This window comes from Rhizobium mesosinicum (genome assembly GCF_019511345.1).
GTDB classification, from domain to species: Bacteria; Pseudomonadota; Alphaproteobacteria; order Rhizobiales; family Rhizobiaceae; genus Rhizobium; species Rhizobium mesosinicum.
In genome coordinates this window covers 24,816-43,745 of sequence record NZ_JAEUAK010000010.1, presented here as the reverse complement: position 1 = coordinate 43,745, position 18,930 = coordinate 24,816, and the positions used below count along the sequence as shown (strand labels likewise).

Sequence of the window (18,930 nt, the reverse complement as noted above, 5' to 3'; positions counted from 1 at the left end):
GATCAGAAGATCGTCGTCCAGCCTTCGTTTGCGGTTTCGCTCTTGCCGTAGCCGACCCGATCGGCGATTGCCCCATCGGCATTGATGAGGATGATGTCGCCGCCCTTGTTGGCAAGCTGCGGGCCGCCGTTCTCAGGATCGAGCGTGATGGTGCGGAATTCGCCCGAGGCGAGTGAGCCCGTCAATTTCTGCCGCCGACCTTCGCCGTCTTCCAGCGACCAGCCTTCGATCGACATCGCCACATCAGAGCGATTGACGAGTGTCACCGTCTCGTCCTCGGTACCGTCAGGGCGGTTCACCGGATTGATCATGGCGGCGACGATGCGCAGTGACGAGGCGACGATCGGCTGCGGGCGGCGGGTGCCTTCGCCGCGGCCCTGGCCGCCTCTGTTGTCGCCGACAGGATGGCCGGTGTTGGCGTCGGTATTCCAGTTCTGCGACTGAAAGCCGAGGAAGATAGCCGCCCAGTGGTCTTCATCCGAGAAATGGATGAGCAGTGCGCCATCCTGATTGGGCGCGTTGGTGGCGCGGAAGCTGCCGCTGTCGCCCTGATTCATATGGATATCGTGGATGCCGTTGCCGGGCTCGAAGCCGAAATATTCGTCCGGCTTGTTGTTCTCCGGCCCCCAGGCTTCGCCGAAGGCGTAGAAATGGATGCTCTTGTCGGCAATGCCTTCCTGCACGATAGGTTCGATGAAATCGCGCAAGTCGTTCTTCGGTCCGTCGATTTGGAAGGGGGCGACATCCATGTCCTCGCGCTCGATCATCCCGCCGCGCACATAGTCGATCGCCAGATCCTGCCGGTCGCCCCTGATATCCGTGAGGCCCATCGGCAGGGCGGCGAGTTCAGCTGTCAGCTCCGCGTGCTGGAAATTCATGACATTGGCGTAGAGCAAGTCGTGCGGTGATTCCTTCGAGCGCACGTTCATGGCGATGCGATAGCTGACGCCACCGGCCTCGATGCGGATTTCGATATGCGGATCGTTGTCATCGTCAAGGGCGAGCGCCGAAGCCGTACCCTTCAGCACCTTGTAATTCCGGAGCATGTCGAACCTCGTGGTGGGGCAGGGGTTCACGATAGCATGGCGGAAATGCATCTTTTGTGACGCTGATTTTCCGCCATACAATGCTTTGGAATCTTACTTCTTCACATGCGGGGCGAAGAGTTCCATGTCGGCTTCGCTGAGCCTGTCGTTTGCCGTATTCAGCTGATGCCAGTAGGGGTAGATGACCGGCGGCACGCTGACGTCGTCGAGGCGCTTGCGCTCCTCATTTGAGAGCTTCAGGTCCGTGGCGGCGAGGTTGTCCTTGAATTGGGCCTCGGTACGGCCGCCGATGATGACAGAGGTGACCGCCTTGCGGCCGATTAGCCAGGCGAGTGCCACCTGGGCAGCCGAAACACCGCGTTCCTGACCGATCGCCACGAGCGTCTCCACGATGTTCCAGAGGCGGTTTTCGTCGCGGATCGGCGGCTCGGTCCAGCCGGCGAACTGGCGGGTGCCCTCCGGCGCGGCGGCATTGCGGCGATGCTTGCCGGAGAGAAGGCCGCCGGCGAGCGGGCTCCAGACCAGCACGCCGAGACCCTGATCGATCGAGATCGGCAGCAGTTCGTATTCGGCGTCTCGGGCTTCCAGCGTGTAGTGGATCTGCTGGCTGACGAAGCGCTGGTACTTGTGCTCGTTGGCGATGCCGAGTGCTTTCATGATGTGCCAGCCGGAATAGTTCGAGCAGCCGATATAGCGCACCTTGCCCTGCCTGATCAGGGTGTCCAGCGCTTCCATCGTCTCTTCGAGCGGCGTCTGGCCATCCCATTCATGGACCTGGTAGAGGTCGATGACATCGGTCTTCATGCGCTTGAGGCTTGCCTCGCATTCGCGGATCAGATGGTAGCGCGACAGGCCGCGATCGTTCGGGCCGTCGCCCATGCCGAAGCGGGCCTTGGTGGCGAGCAGCACTCCATCAGGGCGCTTGCCGCCGAGCACCTCGCCGATGATGTTCTCGGATTCGCCGGAAGAATAGACGTTGGCCGTATCGATCAGGTTGACGCCGGCATCGAGGCAGATATCGACCATGCGGCGGGCCTCCTGGACGCCGAGATCGCCGACCATCTTTGCCCAGCCGACGCCGCCGAAGGTCATCGTGCCCATGGTCACGGTGGAAACTTTCAGGCCGGAACGGCCGAGCAAACGATATTCCATTGAAATTCCTCCTCATGAGAATGGCCTGAGTGACGTACCGCAGCAAGGCTCGCCGTCAAACAGCAAAGCGTTCACGCCTGTGTGAACTTACGCCTTCGTTCGCTACCGCGCGAGGATAATCAGCGGACCAATTTCGGCAAAGGAGCCATGCCGGCATTGCGACGCCCTGTCACATCGCTGTAAAACACCCCCAATAAGGAGGGGCATCACCATCGAGGATACCTTCCATGAAAACTCTAGTTTCCGTCGCAGCCCTTCTCGCCGCGAGCCTTCTCGCTATCCCGGCTTCCGCCGCCAACCTCGTTCTCTACACCAGCCAGCCGAACGAAGATGCGCAGGCGACCGTCGATGGTTTCATGGCCACCAACCCGGATATCAAGGTCGACTGGGTGCGCGACGGCACGCCGAAGATCATGGCGAAGCTGCAGGCTGAAATCCAGGCCGGCAACCCGGTTGCCGACGTTCTCCTGATCGCCGATGTCGTGACGCTCGAGCGCCTCAAGGAAGAGGGCAAGCTGCTCGCTTACAAGTCGCCGGAAGCAGCCCAATACGACGCCGCGCTCTATGATGCCGGCGGTTACTACTATTCCACCAAGCTGATCACCACCGGCATCATGTACAACACGTCGGCTACCATGAAACCGACGAGCTGGAAGGACTTGACGAAGCCGGAAGCCAAAGGCCTCGTCACCATGCCGAGCCCGCTCGCTTCGGGTGCAGCCCTCATTCACGCGCAGACGCTCGCTGCCGTTCCAAGTCTCGGCTGGGATTTCTACAAGTCGCTCGCCGATAATGCGGCTGTCGCTTCCGGCGGCAACGGCGTTGTGCTGAAGTCCGTCGCCTCGGGCGAAAAGGCTTACGGGGTGGTCGTCGATTACCTGCCGATCCGCGAAAAGGCCAAGGGTGCTCCGGTCGAGTTCGTCTTCCCGAGCGAAGGCGTATCTGCCGTGACCGAGCCGGTCGGCATTCTCGCCAGCACCAACAATGCCGATGCCGCCAAGAAGTTCGTCGATTACGTTCTCTCGGAAAAGGGCCAGGAAGGCTTCGTGAAGCTCGGCTATATCCCGGCTCGTAACGGCATGAAGCTGCCTGCAGGCTTCCCGGCACGCGATACGATCAAGCTTCTGCCCATCAACGCCGCCGAGGCGCTGAAGAACACCGATAAGGACCTGAAGACCTTTACGGATCTGTTCGGTTCGAAATAATAGACCCATGCAGGGCTATGTACGTGCGGGAAGCAGCCAGCCCGCCTGGCTGTTTCCTTTTATTGTTTTGGCGGTTCTCTTCCTCAGCGTGCTGCCCTTGGGGCGGCTCGCGGTCGTCGGTATCTCGGCCTTCGCCAATGGCGGCGTCATGGTGGTTCTGTCCGATCCCATGGTGTGGTCGGCAGTCTATTACACCATCGTCACGGCTATCATCGGCACGATCATTTCGCTCGCCATCGGCTGCGCCTTCGCCTATCTGCTGACGCTGACGGATATTCCGGCCAAGGGGCTGCTCAGTTTCTTCTTCGTGCTGCCGATGATGATCCCGCCGCAGGTGACGGCTCTTGCCTGGGTGCAGATGTCGGGGCCGTCGAGCCCGCTTTTGAAGGCGCTGCATATCGCACCGCCGCTGGGATCGCCGCAGCCGCTCTACTCAGTTGGTGGCATTGCGCTGCTCTATGGCGTGCAGCATGCGCCGCTCGTCTATCTGGCGCTGCGGGCAGGGCTGATGACCTTGCCGCGCGACGGGGTCGAGGCGGCGAGGCTGTCAGGCGCATCGAGCCTCAGGGTCTTTCGCGACATCATCCTGCCGCTATCGCTGCCGGGTATCATTGCGGGAGCGGCGATTTCCTTCGTGTCCTGCACCGGCAATTTCGGCATTCCTGCCATCCTCGGCATTCCTGCGTCGATCTTCACGCTGCCGACGCTGATCTTTTCGAAGTTCACGGCCTTTACCGGCCGCACCTTCGGCGATGTGGCGCTGCTGTCTGCCATCATCGCCCTGATCTCGGTTGCGGGTCTCGCGATCCAGGACCGGGCGCTGCGCGGTCGCGATTATCGCGTCATCGGCCTTTCAGGCGCAACCGCTGCCTTCGAACTCGGCGGGTGGAAGCTCGTCTTCACGCCGCTACTCTGGACCGTGCTGTTCTTCATGCTGGCCGCTCCCTTCTTCGCGCTCGTCGCTGGAGCGCTGGTGCCGGCCTATGGCGTGCCACTCACCTTCAAGACGATGACGTTCCATGCTTTCGAGGAAATCCTCTTCCGGCAGGCTGTGACGCGCACGGCTTTCGTCAATTCGCTGTCACTGGCAAGCGGGGCGGCGGTCGGCCTGCTCTTCGTCACGGTGCTTGCTGCTTATACGCTCGCGCGCCGTAGGGATGCGTTGTCGCGCATCGTCTCCAGCCTTGTGGAAATACCCTATTCGCTGCCGGGCATCGTCATGGCGGTGTGCTTCATCCTTGTGTTCGCAGCGCCGATCCCGGTGCTGAACGTGACGCTCTACGGCACGGTCTGGATCATTCTGATCGCTTATTTCTCCTCCTTCTTCGCCGTCAGCCTGAAGCCTGTGGTCAGCGCCTTCCACCAGCTCGATCCGGCGCTGGAGGAGGCCGCACGGCTGTCCGGCGCCGGCTTCTTCCGGCGGCTCAGAGATATCATCGTGCCGCTGATTGCGCCGGCGGCTGGTGCCTCGGTCATCCTCGTCTTCCTGATTGCCTGCAACGAGCTGACGATCTCGGCGCTGCTCTGGTCGGCGGGCACGCAGACGCTGGGTGTCGCGATCTACAATCTCGACGACAGCGGCAGTTCCGATCTCGCGTCGGCACTTTCCGTGCTCGTCGTATTCATGGTCGTCGCCATGATGCTGCTTCTGGAGCTTCTGGCGAAACATCTGCCCAAGGGAGTGGTGCCGTGGCGAAGCTGATCCTCAATCAGGTTGCCAAGGATTTCGGCACCGGCAGAGCTGCTGTCAGCGGCTTTTCGCTCGATGTGCGCGAGGGCGGCTTCCTGGCGTTGCTCGGTCCCTCTGGCTGCGGCAAGACGACGGTTCTGCGGATGATCGCCGGCTTCGAGACGCCGAGCGACGGTTCCATCCACCTCGGCGAGCGGCTTCTCGCCGACGCTTCGCAATCATTGCCGCCGGAAAAGCGCAACATGGCGATGGTCTTCCAGTCATACGCGCTCTGGCCACATATGAGTGTCGCCGACAATGTCGGCTATCCGCTGAAGATACGCGGTATCTCCGGCGAAACCTACAAGGCGAAAGTACGCGAGGCGCTGTCGACCGTGCGCCTCGTCGATTATGCCGAGCGGCGGCCGGCCGATCTTTCGGGCGGCCAGCGGCAGCGCGTGGCGCTCGCCCGCTGCCTGGTGACATCGCCGGATGTCGTGCTGCTCGACGAGCCGCTCGCCAACCTCGACCGGCATCTCAAGCAGGAGATGGAGGAGACGTTCCGCGAGTTTCATCAGCGCTCCGGCGCGACGATGATCTATGTGACGCATGACCAAAGCGAGGCGATGGCGCTCGCAACCGACGTTGCTGTCATGTCCGAGGGGCGGTTGCTGCAGGTGGCTCCGCCGGCGGAAATCTATGCGCGGCCAGAAGGACGCATGGTCGGCGGGCTGATCGGTCGCGGCGCGATCGTCACACTTCCTGTCATGGGCAGTGAGCGCCAGCTCGAATGGGACGAGTTGGAGAATGCGCTGGAGGCTGCCAATACCGATGGCGCGGATATTCTGGTGCGGCCCGAAGATGTCGTCATCGGCGGGGAGGGGGTTTATGCAACCGTCGAATCCGTGCTCTTCGAAGGCGAGCGATATGCCGTGAAGCTGACGCTTGGCAACGGCCAGACGTTGCGAGCTTACAGCCGCGTCGCTGTCGTGCCCGATGAGGCGGTGCACGTCGTTATCCGCGCCGGCTGGCGGCTCTGACGGACAAACGGCTTTTCGAAGCGCGTATCCGATTTTAACTGTTTTCACGCAACTCCCGACGCAAAAAACCGCTGCACACTTTTGCTGAAATTGCTCTAGTAGTTGGCGTCGATCCAACCGGGAATGCCTGATGTCGCTTCGCCTTGCCACGTTCAATGTCGAGAACCTGCTGACCCGTTTCGATTTCACGGGCTATCGCAATCAGCTTCGGCAGGACCGCGTCATCAAGCTCTTCGAGGTCAATACTGAGGGCGTCTACCAGCAGCTCGAGCAAGCACGGGTGATCGCCTCGACCGATGATACCAGGCAGATGACGGCGCTCGCCATTGCAGATGCGGATGCCGATATTCTCTGCCTGCAGGAAATAGACAGTATGGCCGCCCTTCAGGCCTTCGAATATGGCTATCTCTACCGCATGGTCGGCAACGGCTACCGGCAGAAATACCTGGTCGAAGGCAATGACAGCCGCGGCATCGATGTCGCCGTTCTGATGCGCGAGGAAACGCGCGACGGCCAAAAGATCGAACTGAAGGACATCAAGAGCCATGCGATGGTGACCTATCGCGATTTCGATCTCTTCGACGAGGAGATCGGCAAGACCAACCGGCTCGACGACAAGATCTTCAAGCGCGACTGCCTGGAACTGGATTTGAGGGTCGGCGGGGCGCCGCTGACGCTCTACGTCGTGCATTTCAAGTCGATGGGCAACCCGCGCGACGGGCTGGACGGGCGGCAATCGACCCTGCCGATCCGCCGGGCGGAGGCGCGCGCCGTTCGCCGCATCATCGAAAACCGGTTCGGCGCCGGGCATACGGCGAAAAAGAACTTCGTTATCTGCGGCGACATGAACGATTATCAGGAGCGGGTCGATGTGATCGGCCGGCGCGGCACCGGCTACCGGTTCGAGCATCAGGACGAAGCAGAGAGCGCGCTCGATGTCTTCAGCCAGGACGGATTTGCCGAAAATGTCGTGCGCCGCCGCGCTCCGCTCGACCGCTGGACGCTCTATCATGCGCGCGGGCCGGAGGAGCAGTGGCTCTGCCAGCTCGATTATCTCTGGCTGTCGCCGACACTTGCCGCCACTAACGCCAGGCGCATCCCCGAAATCATCCGTCACGGACAGCCCTACCGCACCATTTTCCCACCGGGGCAGGAAGTCGAGCGTTACCCGCGCACCGGCTGGGACAGGCCGAAGGCATCCGACCACTGCCCAGTCGTCATGACATTGGATCTTTTATGACCGCGCGCTTTTCAACGGAATTTTCAGAAGATCTTTCCGCTTTTCCCCCGGAGCGGACAGTATTTTCGGTTGCAGGAACCGACTTGCGCGTGCTGGACGGCGATCATCCCTTCCTTGTCGCCAACCGATCGGTGATCCGCGAGAACTGGGAACGCGAAATTGCCGCCAACCCTGCGCTTTTCGATGGCCGCATGGTGTTGCAGCACCGGCTGAAGCTCTCCGAGGCGGGGATTGCAGGCGAAGCCTATATCGTTCCCTTCTCGGCTTTCATGTGGTGGCGCAGGCAGCCGGAGCGGAAGGGCGCCATTCATCTCTTTGCCTATCCGGTGCTGGAATCCTCGGATGGTGCGCTGGTCGCGATTCGCATGGGGGCGCACACGGCCAACCCCGGTCAGGTCTATTTCGCAGCCGGTTCGCTCGAGCCGGAAGATGTGGTGGGCGGGCGCTGCGATATCGACAGCAACATGCGCCGCGAGGTGATGGAGGAAACGGGGCTGGATCTTGCCGACGCCATTGCGGGCGAGGGGCTGCATGCCGGCCACGTGCGCGGTTCGGTGTCGCTCTTCAAGTTGTTCCGCTTCGATATGACGGCGGATGAAATGGTCGATTTCATCGGCGCCCACATGCTGGTGGCCGACGACAAGGAAATTGCCGGGGCGGTTGCCATTCGCTCTGCCGATCCGGCCGCGCAGCCTTATAACGTCGCCATGCTGGCGATCATCGACTGGTATTTTAGCAGGTAAGCTTGCACTTGGCTTTTCTGTCGGGCAGGTTGGCGGCTCGATGACCGATTCAGGGAGGCCGATGTGGCGTTGAGCTACAGCATCTATGACGTGTTCACCGACACCAAGCTTGCCGGCAATCCGCTGGCCGTGATCTTTGACGGCGATGGGCTCGATGACGAGGCGATGCAGGCGATTGCCCGCGAAACCAATCTCTCCGAGACGGTTTTCGTGCAGCCCGCTGCCAACCCCGCCTATACCGCGCGTATCCGCATCTTCACACCCGGCCGTGAACTCCCCTTTGCGGGCCATCCGACGGTCGGCACGGCGATCGCGCTGGCGGAGAAGGCGCATGGGTCTGCAAGGCTCGACCTCGTTTCGGTCCTCGAAGAAAATGTCGGGCCGGTGCGTTGCGCTGTCCGGCTGCGCGAAGGCGAGGCGAGCTTTGCCGAATTCGACCTGCCGCGCAAATCCCAACAGATATCGCTGCCGCTCGACAAGCTCGGCATTGCCGACGCACTATCGCTGAAGACAACAGAGATCGGCTTCGAAAATCACGTGCCGTCGATCTGGAGTGCCGGCGTTCCCTTCCTGATGGTGCCGGTCCACGACGTCGGCGCGGCAGAGCGCCTGGAGTTCGACCCGCAGCTCTGGGAAAAGACGGTGCCCTTCGTCGATGGCGCGCTCGCTTCGGCCTATATCTACTGTCGCGGCGGCGTGAACCATGTCGCCAAGTTCCATGCCCGCATGTTTGCAAGCGGCATGGGCATTTCAGAAGACCCGGCCACCGGCTCGGCAGCCGCCGCCCTCTCGGGGACGATCAACCATTTCGACCGGTTGACGGACGGGCACTACCCGATCCTCATCGAGCAGGGCGTGGAAATGGGCCGCCCGTCCTTCATCCACCTGCATATGGATATCGAAGGCGGAGCCATCTCGAATGCCCGGATCGGCGGTCAGGCGGTACGGATTGCAACCGGCACGCTCGACCTTTGATTTCATTGGATTTCCGGCACCCGACAAAAAAACTTCGCAATTAACCAAAGAATTTTCGGCAGGGCGCTAGACAAGCCGGACGATCCTATTTATATGCCCGTCACACCGCGCAGCCAAGCACGGTACGGGTGATTAGCTCAGTTGGTAGAGCAGCTGACTCTTAATCAGCGGGTCGTAGGTTCGAGCCCTACATCACCCACCAAATTATCCTTCAAAGAGAACAGAATAAAAAAACAAGATCTTTGATATCAAAGGCTTGCCGGCTCTTTCTGTTTCTCTGAATCCGCTGCCTCCGTTTGCCGGAATCAGCGGCTCCCACTTTCCAAACAATCTGTCCTTGCCCGCAGGCGCCCCCGGTATTTAACTCGCTGGAGCGAAGTCCTTGCAGCGGCATCCACCGTCGCAAGCCTATCCCTGGAGGAATGGCAATGACCGATGACAAACAGAACAATCTCGGCGAACATCGGCTGGATGAGAAGGTGATCAACGTTCTCGGTGCCTATCACCAGCGGATCGACGAGGAGCGCGGTGTAGCGCGTCAGGAAGCGCCGGGCGGACGCGATGGCGGGCAGGATCAGCGGATGCGGGCGGTCGGTCCGGAAACCGGACGGTTTCTCAATATTCTCGTCCGGAGCCTGACGGCGCCGACCATTCTCGAGCTCGGCACCTCCTTCGGCTATTCCGGAATCTGGCTCGCTGAAGCGGCGCGGGCGACCGGCGGGCGGCTGATCACCATGGAGGTGCACGGCTATAAATCCGCGCATGCACAGACGATGGCGGAGAAGGCCGGTCTTGCCGAACATATCGACTTCCGGGTGGGCGATGCGGTCGCGATGATCCGCGAATTGCGGGGCAAGGTGGATTTCGTGCTCGTCGATCTCTGGAAGGATCTCTACCTGCCGTGCCTGGAGGCTTTCTATCCGAAGCTCAACGCGGGCGCGATCATCGTTGCCGACAACATGATTTATCCTGTGACTGAAGACGTGAAGATCTATGCCCGGGCCATCCGCGCCAAGCCGGGGATCACGAGCGTGCTGCTGCCGATCGGATCGGGGCTGGAGGTGAGCCGGTACGAGCCGGTTTGAATCTCAAGCAGGTTCACCAAATGCCGGAAAACAGCCGGTATTGCACTTTGCGGCAGTAATCCTCGTAGCCAGGCAAGTCCTGGCGCAGATGGTGCTCCTCGTCGAGCAGGCGCAGGATCAGGCCGATGAAAATCAGCGGCACGATGACGAGGCCCCACCAAGAATTGAGGGCAAGCGGGATGCCCGATGCCAGCGGCAGAACAGCGGCATACATCGGGTGCCGCACGAGGGCGTAGGGGCCTGTGGAGATGACTTGCTGGCCCTCGGACACCTGGATGGTGGCCGAGGCGAAGGTATTTTCCCTGAGGACGAAGACGACGAACAGGAATCCTGCCGAGATCAGCAGGTTGCCGAAAATGATTGTCCATACCGGAACGGTCGACCAGCCGAAGCGGTAATCGAGTGCTGAAACCACGATGAGAGCGATCATCACAGCGCCGGTGAAGAGCTGAATGCACTTTTGAACCGGTTCCGTTTCTGCGGCCGGGCCGGCGCGCATACGCTTTTCCAGAAGTGCCGGGTCTCGATAATAGAAATAAGCCGATGAGCCGGCCGACCAGGCGGCGAAATTGGCAAGGAACAGCCACCCCTGCCAATAGGCGAGTGTTCCCGCCGCCAGGAAAACCATGACGCCGAGGGCCACCAGAAACTTGGCGTTGGCTTCAACGGCCCTGCGGCCAAGACCGGGTGCTGCATTTTCCATGACGTCTCCCCGTGGGCGTGCTCCCGCGATCCACTTTGCGGCTTTGCCTTTAGAATCTGCAAAGCAGACACATGATATCAAACATCATCATCGGCACAGATTCCGATCTTCAGGGCAACGGCGCTCTGCCTTGTGTGCCTTCAGGCGATTGGTCATGCTTCCTTGCGGGGAACGAGGAGATTCGGTGGATATGGGGAAATCCGTTGACGACGGCGATGTGAGGATCAAGCTTTCCATCGTCGCGCCCTGCTACAACGAAGCCGAAGGGCTTGCCGAATTCTGCCGCCGGGCGAGGGCGGCGGCCGAGGCCGTTGCCGGCCAATCCTTCGAGATCGTCCTCGTCGACGACGGCTCCAGCGACGATACGTGGGGCGTGATATCAGCGCTTGCGGCAGACATTCCGCAGGTGCTCGGCGTCAAGCTGCTGCGCAATCACGGCCACCAGCTAGCGGCGACGTCCGGCCTTGCGGTGGCGCGCGGCGAGCGCGTCCTGCTCATCGATGCCGATTTGCAGGATCCGCCGGAACTGCTCTCCGAGATGATGGCGATCATGGATCAGGGTGCCGATGTCGTTTATGGGCAGCGCAGCGAGCGCAAGGGGGAGACGAGATTCAAGCTCATCACCGCCTCCGTCTTCTATCGGCTGCTGACGCGGGTTACCTCCATCTCGATCCCGCAGGACACAGGCGATTTCCGGCTGATGAGGGCGCGCATCGTCCATATCCTGCTCAACATGCCGGAGCGGCACCGTTTCATCCGCGGCATGGTGAGCTGGATCGGGGGAAAGCAGATGGCGCTGCAGTATACGCGTGATGCCCGCTATGCCGGGGCGACGAAATATCCGCTGAGGAAGATGATCCGCTTTGCGATCGATGCGATCACCAGCTTCTCGATCATTCCGCTGCGCGTCAGCGCCTGGATGGGGCTCCTTTCAGCGGTCTTCGCGGTAGGGCTTTTGATCTACACGCTCGTGCAGTGGTTCGAGGGCAATGTCATCACCGGCTGGTCGAGCATTATGGCCGCCATTTCGGCATTGAGCGCCATCCAGCTGATTGCGCTCGGCACGCTCGGCGAATATGTCGGCCGCCTCGTGCAGGAGCATAAGCGCAGGCCGATGTTCATGATCGACTGCGTGGTGCAGGGCGCGGTTACGTCCGAATTGCCCGACGATTTCTCCGAACTCGATACGGCCGGGCGAAGATTTGAACTCGGCAGGCTTTCGGCGGCAAGCGTGATCGCAAAGCCGATTGAAGCATCTGTTGGCCGCTGATTTCGGATTGTTGCCGAGCAGGTTGACAAAAGTCTCGGACCTGCGGCATTTGACCTTTCCGATGCGGCATAAGGGGCGTATGCAGACTGTATCCTTCCGCGCGGCTTGACCTGTCGGTTCTCCCGCCTTTTCCCGCGCAATCTCGAATTCGCATTGACAGATCGATGACTGCAGTTCAGACGCGCGAGAACACAGATGAGGCGGCGAGCGCCCGTCAGGCGAAGATCGTAGCTCTCGTCGTTGCCGTTTCCTTCTTCATGCAGATCCTTGACGGCACGATCGTGACCACCTCGCTGCCACAGATGGCGACAAGTTTCGGCGTGCAGCCGGTTGCCATGAGCATCGGCATCACGGTCTATATGCTCACCATGTCGGCCTTCATTCCGCTGTCCGGCTGGCTGGGCGACCGGTTTGGCGCGCGGCGTGTCTTTCTTGTGTCCATTGCGGTTTTCACCGTGGCATCGCTCTTCTGCGGCCTGTCGGGAAGCCTCACCGAATTCGTCATTGCCCGTGCGGTACAGGGTGCGGGCAGTGCGCTGATGACGCCGGTCGGGCGTATCATCGTGCTCAAGAACGCCCGCAAGTCCGAGCTGGTGCAGGCGATTGCGCTGATCACGTGGCCGGCGCTGACGGCACCCGTCCTCGGCCCTGTGCTCGGCAGCTTCATCACCACTTATGCCAGCTGGCACTGGAACTTTCTCATCAATATCCCGATCGGCCTCGTCGGCATCGCGCTGGTGCTGCGCTTCGTGCCGGAACAACGCGAGGAAAGGGTCGGACCGCTCGACATCAAGGGCTTTTTCCTCAGTGCTGCAGGGCTGACCCTGCTGCTGGCGGCACTTGAGCTGTCAGTCAAAGCACAAGCCGGCTTCGTGCCGCTCGTCGTGCTGCTTGCCGCCGGCATCGTGCTTTCGGCCATGGCGACGCGGCATTTCCGGCGGATCGACAATCCGCTGCTGGATCTGACCGCTTTCAAGGTGCAGACCTTCTCGATGACGACGCTTTCGGCGGGTACTGCCTGCCGAGCTGCGATCAATGCGACGCCCTTCCTGCTGCCGCTGCTCTTCCAGCTCGGCTTCGGCCTGAGCTCGATTGCTGCCGGCACCTATCTTCTGGTCTATTTCCTCGGCAATCTCGGCATGAAGGTGGTGACGACGCCGCTCTTGCGTTTTTTCGGGTTTCGCAACGTGCTCTTCTTCAACGGCGTCATCGCCGCCGGCTCGATCGTCGCCTGCGGCTTTCTGACCCCCGATACTCCCGACGTCGTCATCTCGGCGCTGCTCCTGATTGCCGGGCTTTCCCGCTCTATGGAATTTACCGCTCTCAACACGCTGTCATTCGCCGATATCGGCCCGGCGCAGAGAAGTTCCGCCTCGACGCTATCGAGCATGTTGCAACAGATTTCCATGCTGGTCGGCGTTGCCGTGGCGGCCGCGGTACTCAACATTTCCGCAGGGCTTCGCGGCGCTGCGGACCCTATCCTCGGCGACTTCCGTACGGCTTTCTTCGTGGTCGGCATGATCGGATTTTTGTCCTGCCTGCGCTTCCTGCGGCTTTCAGCCGATGCGGGTGCCGACGTTTCCCACCACCGCCGCTTTCAAAAAAGCTGACTCACCCTCGGAACTATTTGCCTTCCCCTGCGTTACCGAGCTGATTTCCAGTATCTGTGTTTCGCATTATTTAGAGGGGCTTCCGGCCGCAGCCGGCAGGGGTCGAGATTCTCGATGACTTTCTCCTTCGATCTGCCTGGCATCAGGCGTCACATCATGCCAAAGGTCAGGTGCTGTTTACGCACGCCTGCCGATGCAATACGACAGTCTTATGCAGAAGACTCGGCGGCTCCGCAGCCGATATTGCTGCGGAAAAGTGCCCGGAGGCGGAATGAGTGAGTCCAGTGGCGATACGGGTCATCCGATCCGTATCCTCTATATCGATGACGACGAAGAGCTGGCCCTGCTGATGCAGAAGAACCTCGGCCGTCGCGGTTTTACGCTCGAATGGGCAAGTGACGGAGCGACCGGCCTCGCGCTGCTTGCCGAGGGCGGTATCGATGCCATTGTTCTCGATCATTTCCTGAAGGCCGAAACCGGGCTCGATATCCTGCCGCGCATCGTGGCGATTCCCGATCATCCGCCCGTTATCTACGCCACCGGTTCCGGCGATACGAGCATTGCGGTCGCAGCCCTTAAGGCCGGCGCCGACGATTATGTTCTGAAGGGCATTTCGCCCGATTATTTCGATCTTCTGGCCGCGGCCCTCGAACAGGGGCTGGAGCGGGCGCGCTTCCGCCGCGATACGGCGCAGGCGCAGGAGGTGATCCGCCAGCAGCGCGATCACGCGGAGATGCTGCTTGCCGAAGTCAATCACCGCATCGCCAACAGCCTCGGCCTCGTCGGTGCGCTGATCCGCATGCAATCATCCATGACCAGCGATCAGGTGGCGATCGATGCGCTGCAGGAAACGCAGATGCGCATCAATGCGATCGCCAGCGTCCACCGCCGCCTCTACACCAACCGACAGGTCGGCACGGTGCAGGTGGATGAGTATCTGAGCAGCCTTCTGACCGAGCTCGAAGCCTCGATGCGCGACGAGAAACGGCCGCATCGTGTGGTGCTGACTTCCCAGCCGGTCAATCTGGCGACTGACAAGGTGATCACGCTCGGCCTGATTGTCAGCGAACTCGTCACCAACGCCTTCAAATATGCCTATCAGGACGGCAGCCCCGGCGAAATCAATGTTATCGTCGAGCAGGACGCCGACCGTCTCAGGGTCACCGTGGAAGATGCCGGCCAAGGTTTCGACCCCTCGGGTCCGGCGAAGGGAACGGGTCTCGGCACGAAGATATTGAACGCCATGGCCGGCAGCCTGAAAGCCGAACTCGTCTACGACGGGCAGCACAGCGGCACGCGGGCCATACTCGCTTTTGCCGTCAACTGAAGCGGCCGGGGAGGGTCATGAACACGGATATCGTCTGCACACCCGGCGAAGTCTATGATTTCTGGTTCGTCCGCTGCAGCCGCGAGGAATGGTTCAATTCGACCGCCGAATTGGACGAGGAAATCCGGGCGCGGTTTCGCGCAACCCACCTGTCGCTTGCCCGCAGCGTCACCGAGGAATGGCGCTCCAGCCCCGAGAGCCGTCTTGCGGCCGTTATCGTGCTGGACCAGTTCCCGCGCAACATCTATCGTGCCACGCCTCTTGCCTTTGCGACCGACGGGCTGGCGCTGCGCGAGGCGAAGATGGCTCTTGCCGTTGGCGCCGATCATGCCGTCGAGGATATCCGGCGAACCTTTTTCTATATGCCGTTCGAGCATGCGGAAGATCTCGTCGAGCAGGACCGCTCGGTGGCGCTGTTTACGGCGCTCGGCGACGAGGAATTCCGTGACTATGCGCTTCGCCACCGGGAAGTGATCGCGACATACGGGCGTTTTCCGCACCGCAACGCCGTTATCGGGCGGGAGTCCAGCGAGGCCGAACTGGCCTATCTGGCGCTTCCAGGCTCCGGTTTCTGAGCGGTTACCTGAATATTCTGCCTTTCTGTCGCCTTTCTTTCCGATAAGAAGCGGTCCATTACCTGATGAGACGAATCCACGCGGGGGCTTCTTGCGCTTGACACATTGGCTGCTTCGCACCGTTCTTCTGCTGTCGCTGGCTGTTGCCGGCCTGCATCTCGATGGAGAGGCGGCCGTCGCACAGGCCCCGCAGCCTCCGGCCGAGGCTCAGACGCAGGTGGCGCCGGCTCAACCTTCTCAAACTCAGCCAGTTCCGGCGCAAACGACGCCGGCCGAGCCGCCGCTTGCAAACAGCGCGCTCGATCAGGCGCTGAAGGATATCGACAAGGCCAAGAGCCAGCTTGCCTCGCTGCAGGATCGCGTCAAGCAGAATGCCGATAATGATGACGCTCTGGTCGAGCTTGCCGGCCAAGCCGATGAACTCGGCCGTGGCGTTATCGCCACCTCCGTCAGCCTGCGCCCACGTTTCGACCAGATCAAGAGCCGTCTTGCCGAACTCGGCGAACCGCCGAAGGACGGGCAGCCGCCGGAAGCGCAGATTGTTACCGAAGAGCGCAATGCACTGACATCGGAGCGCTCGCAGATCAATGCCGTGACGGGTGACGCGGAGAACCTGTCGATCGCAATCACCAAGCTTTCCAACGTGATCACGGCGACGCGCCGCCAGCTCTTCACAGCGACGCTGTTCCGGCGCACCGAAATCTCCCTCTCCGTTTTCGACGATGCGAGCAGCGCCTTCGTTCGGGAAGCCAGCGAGTTTTCCCAGACGTTTTCGAGCTGGATCACCTTCGTCTGGAAGTTCAAGAGCCTGTCGCTCTTTGCCGCGATCTTTCTGTCGCTCGCAACGGCCTTGATCCTGCTCTCCGGCGGTTACAGGCTTTTCGGCCAGTATCTGCGGCGCGACGTCAATATCGAAGAACCGTCCTATATCAGCCGCCTTTCCTTTGCCTTCTGGTCGACGCTGATCCGCACGGCTTCGCTCGATGCGCTGCTGGTGACGTCGCTGATCTTCCTCGATGGCTTCAACGTGTTGCGGAGCGATATCACGCCTGTCATCGGCGCGCTCTTCGGCTCTATCGGCCTGGTCTATTTCGTCGGCCGCTTCGTCAACGCGGTCTTTGCCCCGAATGATCCGTCCTGGCGGCTGGTGCGCCTTTCCAATCTCGGCGCACGCTCGGTCGGCTACTGCCTCATCGCCATGGCCGTCGTCAACGCGCTCGACTATCTCTTCGGCGCCATCGGCGAGGCGATGGGATCGCCGCTGGTCCTGACCGTCGTGCGCAGCCTGCTTGCGGCGCTGATCATCGGTATCATCCTGATTGCCGTGTCATTCGGAAAGCCGATGCTGGCGAAGAACGGCGATCCCGATGCGCCGGGCCGCCACTGGCCGCGCGGCATGGCGATCCTGCTGCGGGTCTTCGGGGCGGGCCTCATCCTTGCGGCACTCTCGGGCTATGTAGGCCTGGCGCGCTTCGTCGCCACCCAGCTCATCATCACCAGCGCCATCGTGGTGACCACTTATATCGGCCTGCTGCTCGGCAAGGCGGTGTCGCGACAGGACAATTTCGCCGATACATTCCTCGGGCGTTTCCTGGAAACCCGTTTCAAGCTCGGGCCTGTGGCAATCGATCAGGCGGGGCTGGTGGTCGGCCTGCTGATCTATGCGGTGGCACTCTTGACCGGTATTCCGCTGATCCTGCTGCTCTGGGGCTTCCATGTGCAGGACCTGCAGCTGCTCGCCTACCGGCTGTTCACCGAGGTGCGGCTCGGCGGCATCAGCATTTCGCTGCTCGGTATCTTCACCGGCATCCTGCTCTTTGCCGGCGGCTATCTGGCGACGCGCTGGGTTCAGAAGTGGCTGGACAGCAACGTCATGGCGCGCAGCCATGTCGATCTCGGCGTGCGCAATTCCGTCAAGACGGGCATCGGTTATCTCGGCGTCGGCGTGGCGGCCATCTTCGGCATCTCGGCGGCGGGCATCGATCTTTCCAACCTTGCGCTCGTCGCCTCGGCGCTGTCGGTCGGTATCGGTTTCGGCCTGCAGAACATCGTGTCGAATTTCGTCTCCGGCCTGATCCTGCTCGTCGAGCGCCCTTTCAAGGTGGGCGACCATGTCGTTTCGGGAACCGCCGAAGGCATCGTCAAGCGCATCTCGGTGCGCGCGACCGAGATCGAGACCTTCCGCAAACAGTCGATCATCGTGCCGAATTCGGAGCTCATCAACGGGCTCGTCGGCAACTGGACGCATCGCAACAAGCTCGGGCGTTCAGAAATCCCTGTTTCCGTCAGCTATGAGGCCGATCCGCGCAGGGTGATGGATATTCTGCTGGAGCTGACGGCTGCCGTGCCGCTGATCCTGCGCAATCCGGAACCGCATGTCGAATTCCTGCGCTTCGGGCCTTACTCGCTGGATTTCGAGCTGCGCTTCTTCCTGGCCGACATGGGCGACGGCCTGACGGTGCGTAACGATCTGAGGATCGAGATCCTCAGGCGCTTCAAGGCAGAGGGCATCGAGATCCCGCTGCCGCAGAGCGATCTGACCATCCATCGGCAGGCGAATGCGGATGCGGAGAAGGTGCTTGTCCAAAAGCCCGATGAGCCAGAGGAGCAGGCTCCGGCGGAAGACGAGGGCAAGGTAATAGAGACGGTAGAAGACGAGCGGCCGGTGCGCCAATTGCGCAGCAAGACGGCAGACGGCAAGCTCAAAGGCTGAACGGGTCATTCAGCGCTCATTCACGGGTCTTGCGCTATAACCTCATGCAATCGATCGCGGCTGGTGCCGCGACGAGCGCTCCAGGGGAGGGCGTATAGCCCATGTCGCATACCGTGACACGATCCGCAGTCGCATTCCTTCTTCTCCTTTCCGCGGCACCTCTGGCGCTGGCCGCCTCCGTCACCAACAAGGATGACGCAGCCGTGGTGCTGACCGTCACCGAAGGCGGCAACCGTGTGGAGATCGTTGTCGATGCCGGCGCATCCGAACGCGTCTGCCCCTCCGGCTGCTTCATGACGACGCCCGATGGCGACCATATAGGGCTTTCCGGCGACGAGACGATCGAGATCGTCAAGGGTTCTGCCGTCGTCAAGTGACGGCGGCTTCGGCCCGGCCACTATAGATTTTTACGATTTTTTGAGCCTCGCGGTTTTGACGCTTGTCTATTTGCGCCTCGTCGCGGCAAGCTTTTCCCATGTCGTAAACAGGCCTCTCATGACGCAGGCCTCGCTGCATAGTTCGCGACAATGGTTCGTCCGGCTTCAGCCGCCGGATATTGGGAGTTCGTCCGGTATGG

Annotated in this window: 16 protein-coding genes and 1 tRNA gene; 14 read left to right on the top strand and 3 right to left on the bottom strand. The window is 61.1% G+C overall.

Features of this window, described 5'->3' with window-relative positions:
• Positions 1-2: 2 nt before the first annotated feature.
• Positions 3-1,046 carry a DUF2278 family protein gene (locus JNB85_RS23015; RefSeq protein ID WP_220336604.1) on the bottom strand — a complete coding sequence of 348 codons (1,044 nt, stop codon included), beginning with the start codon at positions 1,044-1,046 and terminating at the stop codon, positions 3-5.
• Between the two features lie 93 nt (positions 1,047-1,139).
• A complete protein-coding gene (locus tag JNB85_RS23010; RefSeq protein WP_220336603.1) occupies positions 1,140-2,198 on the bottom strand; it encodes an aldo/keto reductase in 1,059 nt (352 codons plus the stop codon).
• Between the two features lie 227 nt (positions 2,199-2,425).
• On the opposite strand from JNB85_RS23010, the gene JNB85_RS23005 reads away from it, so the two are divergent.
• The 8 genes from JNB85_RS23005 to JNB85_RS22970 all read left to right on the top strand — a co-directional run bounded on the left by JNB85_RS23005 (position 2,426) and on the right by JNB85_RS22970 (position 10,155).
• Positions 2,426-3,403: an ABC transporter substrate-binding protein gene (locus JNB85_RS23005; RefSeq protein ID WP_220336602.1), complete on the top strand. Its 978-nt coding sequence runs from the start codon at positions 2,426-2,428 to the stop codon at positions 3,401-3,403.
• A 7-nt stretch (positions 3,404-3,410) separates the two neighbouring features.
• Positions 3,411-5,105 (top strand): ABC transporter permease, encoded by a 1,695-nt coding sequence (locus JNB85_RS23000; RefSeq protein WP_220336601.1) that lies wholly within the window; start codon positions 3,411-3,413, stop codon positions 5,103-5,105.
• Positions 5,093-6,112 (top strand): ABC transporter ATP-binding protein, encoded by a 1,020-nt coding sequence (locus JNB85_RS22995; RefSeq protein ID WP_220336600.1) that lies wholly within the window; start codon positions 5,093-5,095, stop codon positions 6,110-6,112. Before JNB85_RS23000 ends, JNB85_RS22995 begins: the two co-directional genes overlap by 13 nt.
• 130 nt (positions 6,113-6,242) lie before the next feature.
• On the top strand, positions 6,243-7,352 hold the full coding sequence (locus JNB85_RS22990) for an endonuclease/exonuclease/phosphatase family protein (protein WP_220336599.1): 1,110 nt from the start codon (positions 6,243-6,245) through the stop codon (positions 7,350-7,352).
• Positions 7,349-8,095 (top strand): NUDIX hydrolase, encoded by a 747-nt coding sequence (locus tag JNB85_RS22985; RefSeq protein WP_220336598.1) that lies wholly within the window; start codon positions 7,349-7,351, stop codon positions 8,093-8,095. Before JNB85_RS22990 ends, JNB85_RS22985 begins: the two co-directional genes overlap by 4 nt.
• 63 nt (positions 8,096-8,158) lie before the next feature.
• The gene (locus JNB85_RS22980; RefSeq protein ID WP_220336597.1) at positions 8,159-9,070 is read left to right on the top strand and encodes a PhzF family phenazine biosynthesis protein; all 912 of its coding nucleotides are present in this window, start codon (positions 8,159-8,161) and stop codon (positions 9,068-9,070) included.
• A 126-nt stretch (positions 9,071-9,196) separates the two neighbouring features.
• Positions 9,197-9,272: transfer RNA gene (locus JNB85_RS22975), tRNA-Lys, on the top strand.
• Positions 9,273-9,498: 226 nt separating this feature from the next.
• Positions 9,499-10,155, top strand: a complete 657-nt coding sequence (locus tag JNB85_RS22970) for an O-methyltransferase (RefSeq protein WP_420852290.1) — start codon at positions 9,499-9,501, stop codon at positions 10,153-10,155.
• Between the two features lie 13 nt (positions 10,156-10,168).
• Here JNB85_RS22970 and JNB85_RS22965 read toward each other — a convergent pair whose 3' ends face one another.
• Positions 10,169-10,858 carry a methyltransferase family protein gene (locus JNB85_RS22965; RefSeq protein WP_220336596.1) on the bottom strand — a complete coding sequence of 230 codons (690 nt, stop codon included), beginning with the start codon at positions 10,856-10,858 and terminating at the stop codon, positions 10,169-10,171.
• A gap of 190 nt (positions 10,859-11,048) precedes the next feature.
• Between JNB85_RS22965 and JNB85_RS22960 the strand changes: the two genes are divergently transcribed.
• The 6 genes from JNB85_RS22960 (at position 11,049) to JNB85_RS22935 (ending at position 18,730) form a co-directional block, all read left to right on the top strand.
• Complete coding sequence (locus JNB85_RS22960) at positions 11,049-12,128, top strand: glycosyltransferase family 2 protein (RefSeq protein ID WP_220336595.1); 1,080 nt, start codon at positions 11,049-11,051, stop codon at positions 12,126-12,128.
• A gap of 164 nt (positions 12,129-12,292) precedes the next feature.
• Positions 12,293-13,738 carry an MFS transporter gene (locus JNB85_RS22955; protein WP_220336594.1) on the top strand — a complete coding sequence of 482 codons (1,446 nt, stop codon included), beginning with the start codon at positions 12,293-12,295 and terminating at the stop codon, positions 13,736-13,738.
• 271 nt (positions 13,739-14,009) lie between these two features.
• Positions 14,010-15,065: a sensor histidine kinase gene (locus JNB85_RS22950; protein ID WP_220336593.1), complete on the top strand. Its 1,056-nt coding sequence runs from the start codon at positions 14,010-14,012 to the stop codon at positions 15,063-15,065.
• Positions 15,066-15,082: 17 nt separating this feature from the next.
• Positions 15,083-15,640 carry a DUF924 family protein gene (locus JNB85_RS22945; protein WP_220336592.1) on the top strand — a complete coding sequence of 186 codons (558 nt, stop codon included), beginning with the start codon at positions 15,083-15,085 and terminating at the stop codon, positions 15,638-15,640.
• Between the two features lie 91 nt (positions 15,641-15,731).
• Entirely contained in the window at positions 15,732-18,353 is a 2,622-nt protein-coding gene (locus tag JNB85_RS22940; protein WP_220336591.1) for a mechanosensitive ion channel family protein, read from the top strand.
• A gap of 101 nt (positions 18,354-18,454) precedes the next feature.
• Positions 18,455-18,730, top strand: a complete 276-nt coding sequence (locus tag JNB85_RS22935; RefSeq protein WP_220336590.1) for a hypothetical protein — start codon at positions 18,455-18,457, stop codon at positions 18,728-18,730.
• Positions 18,731-18,930: the final 200 nt, after the last annotated feature.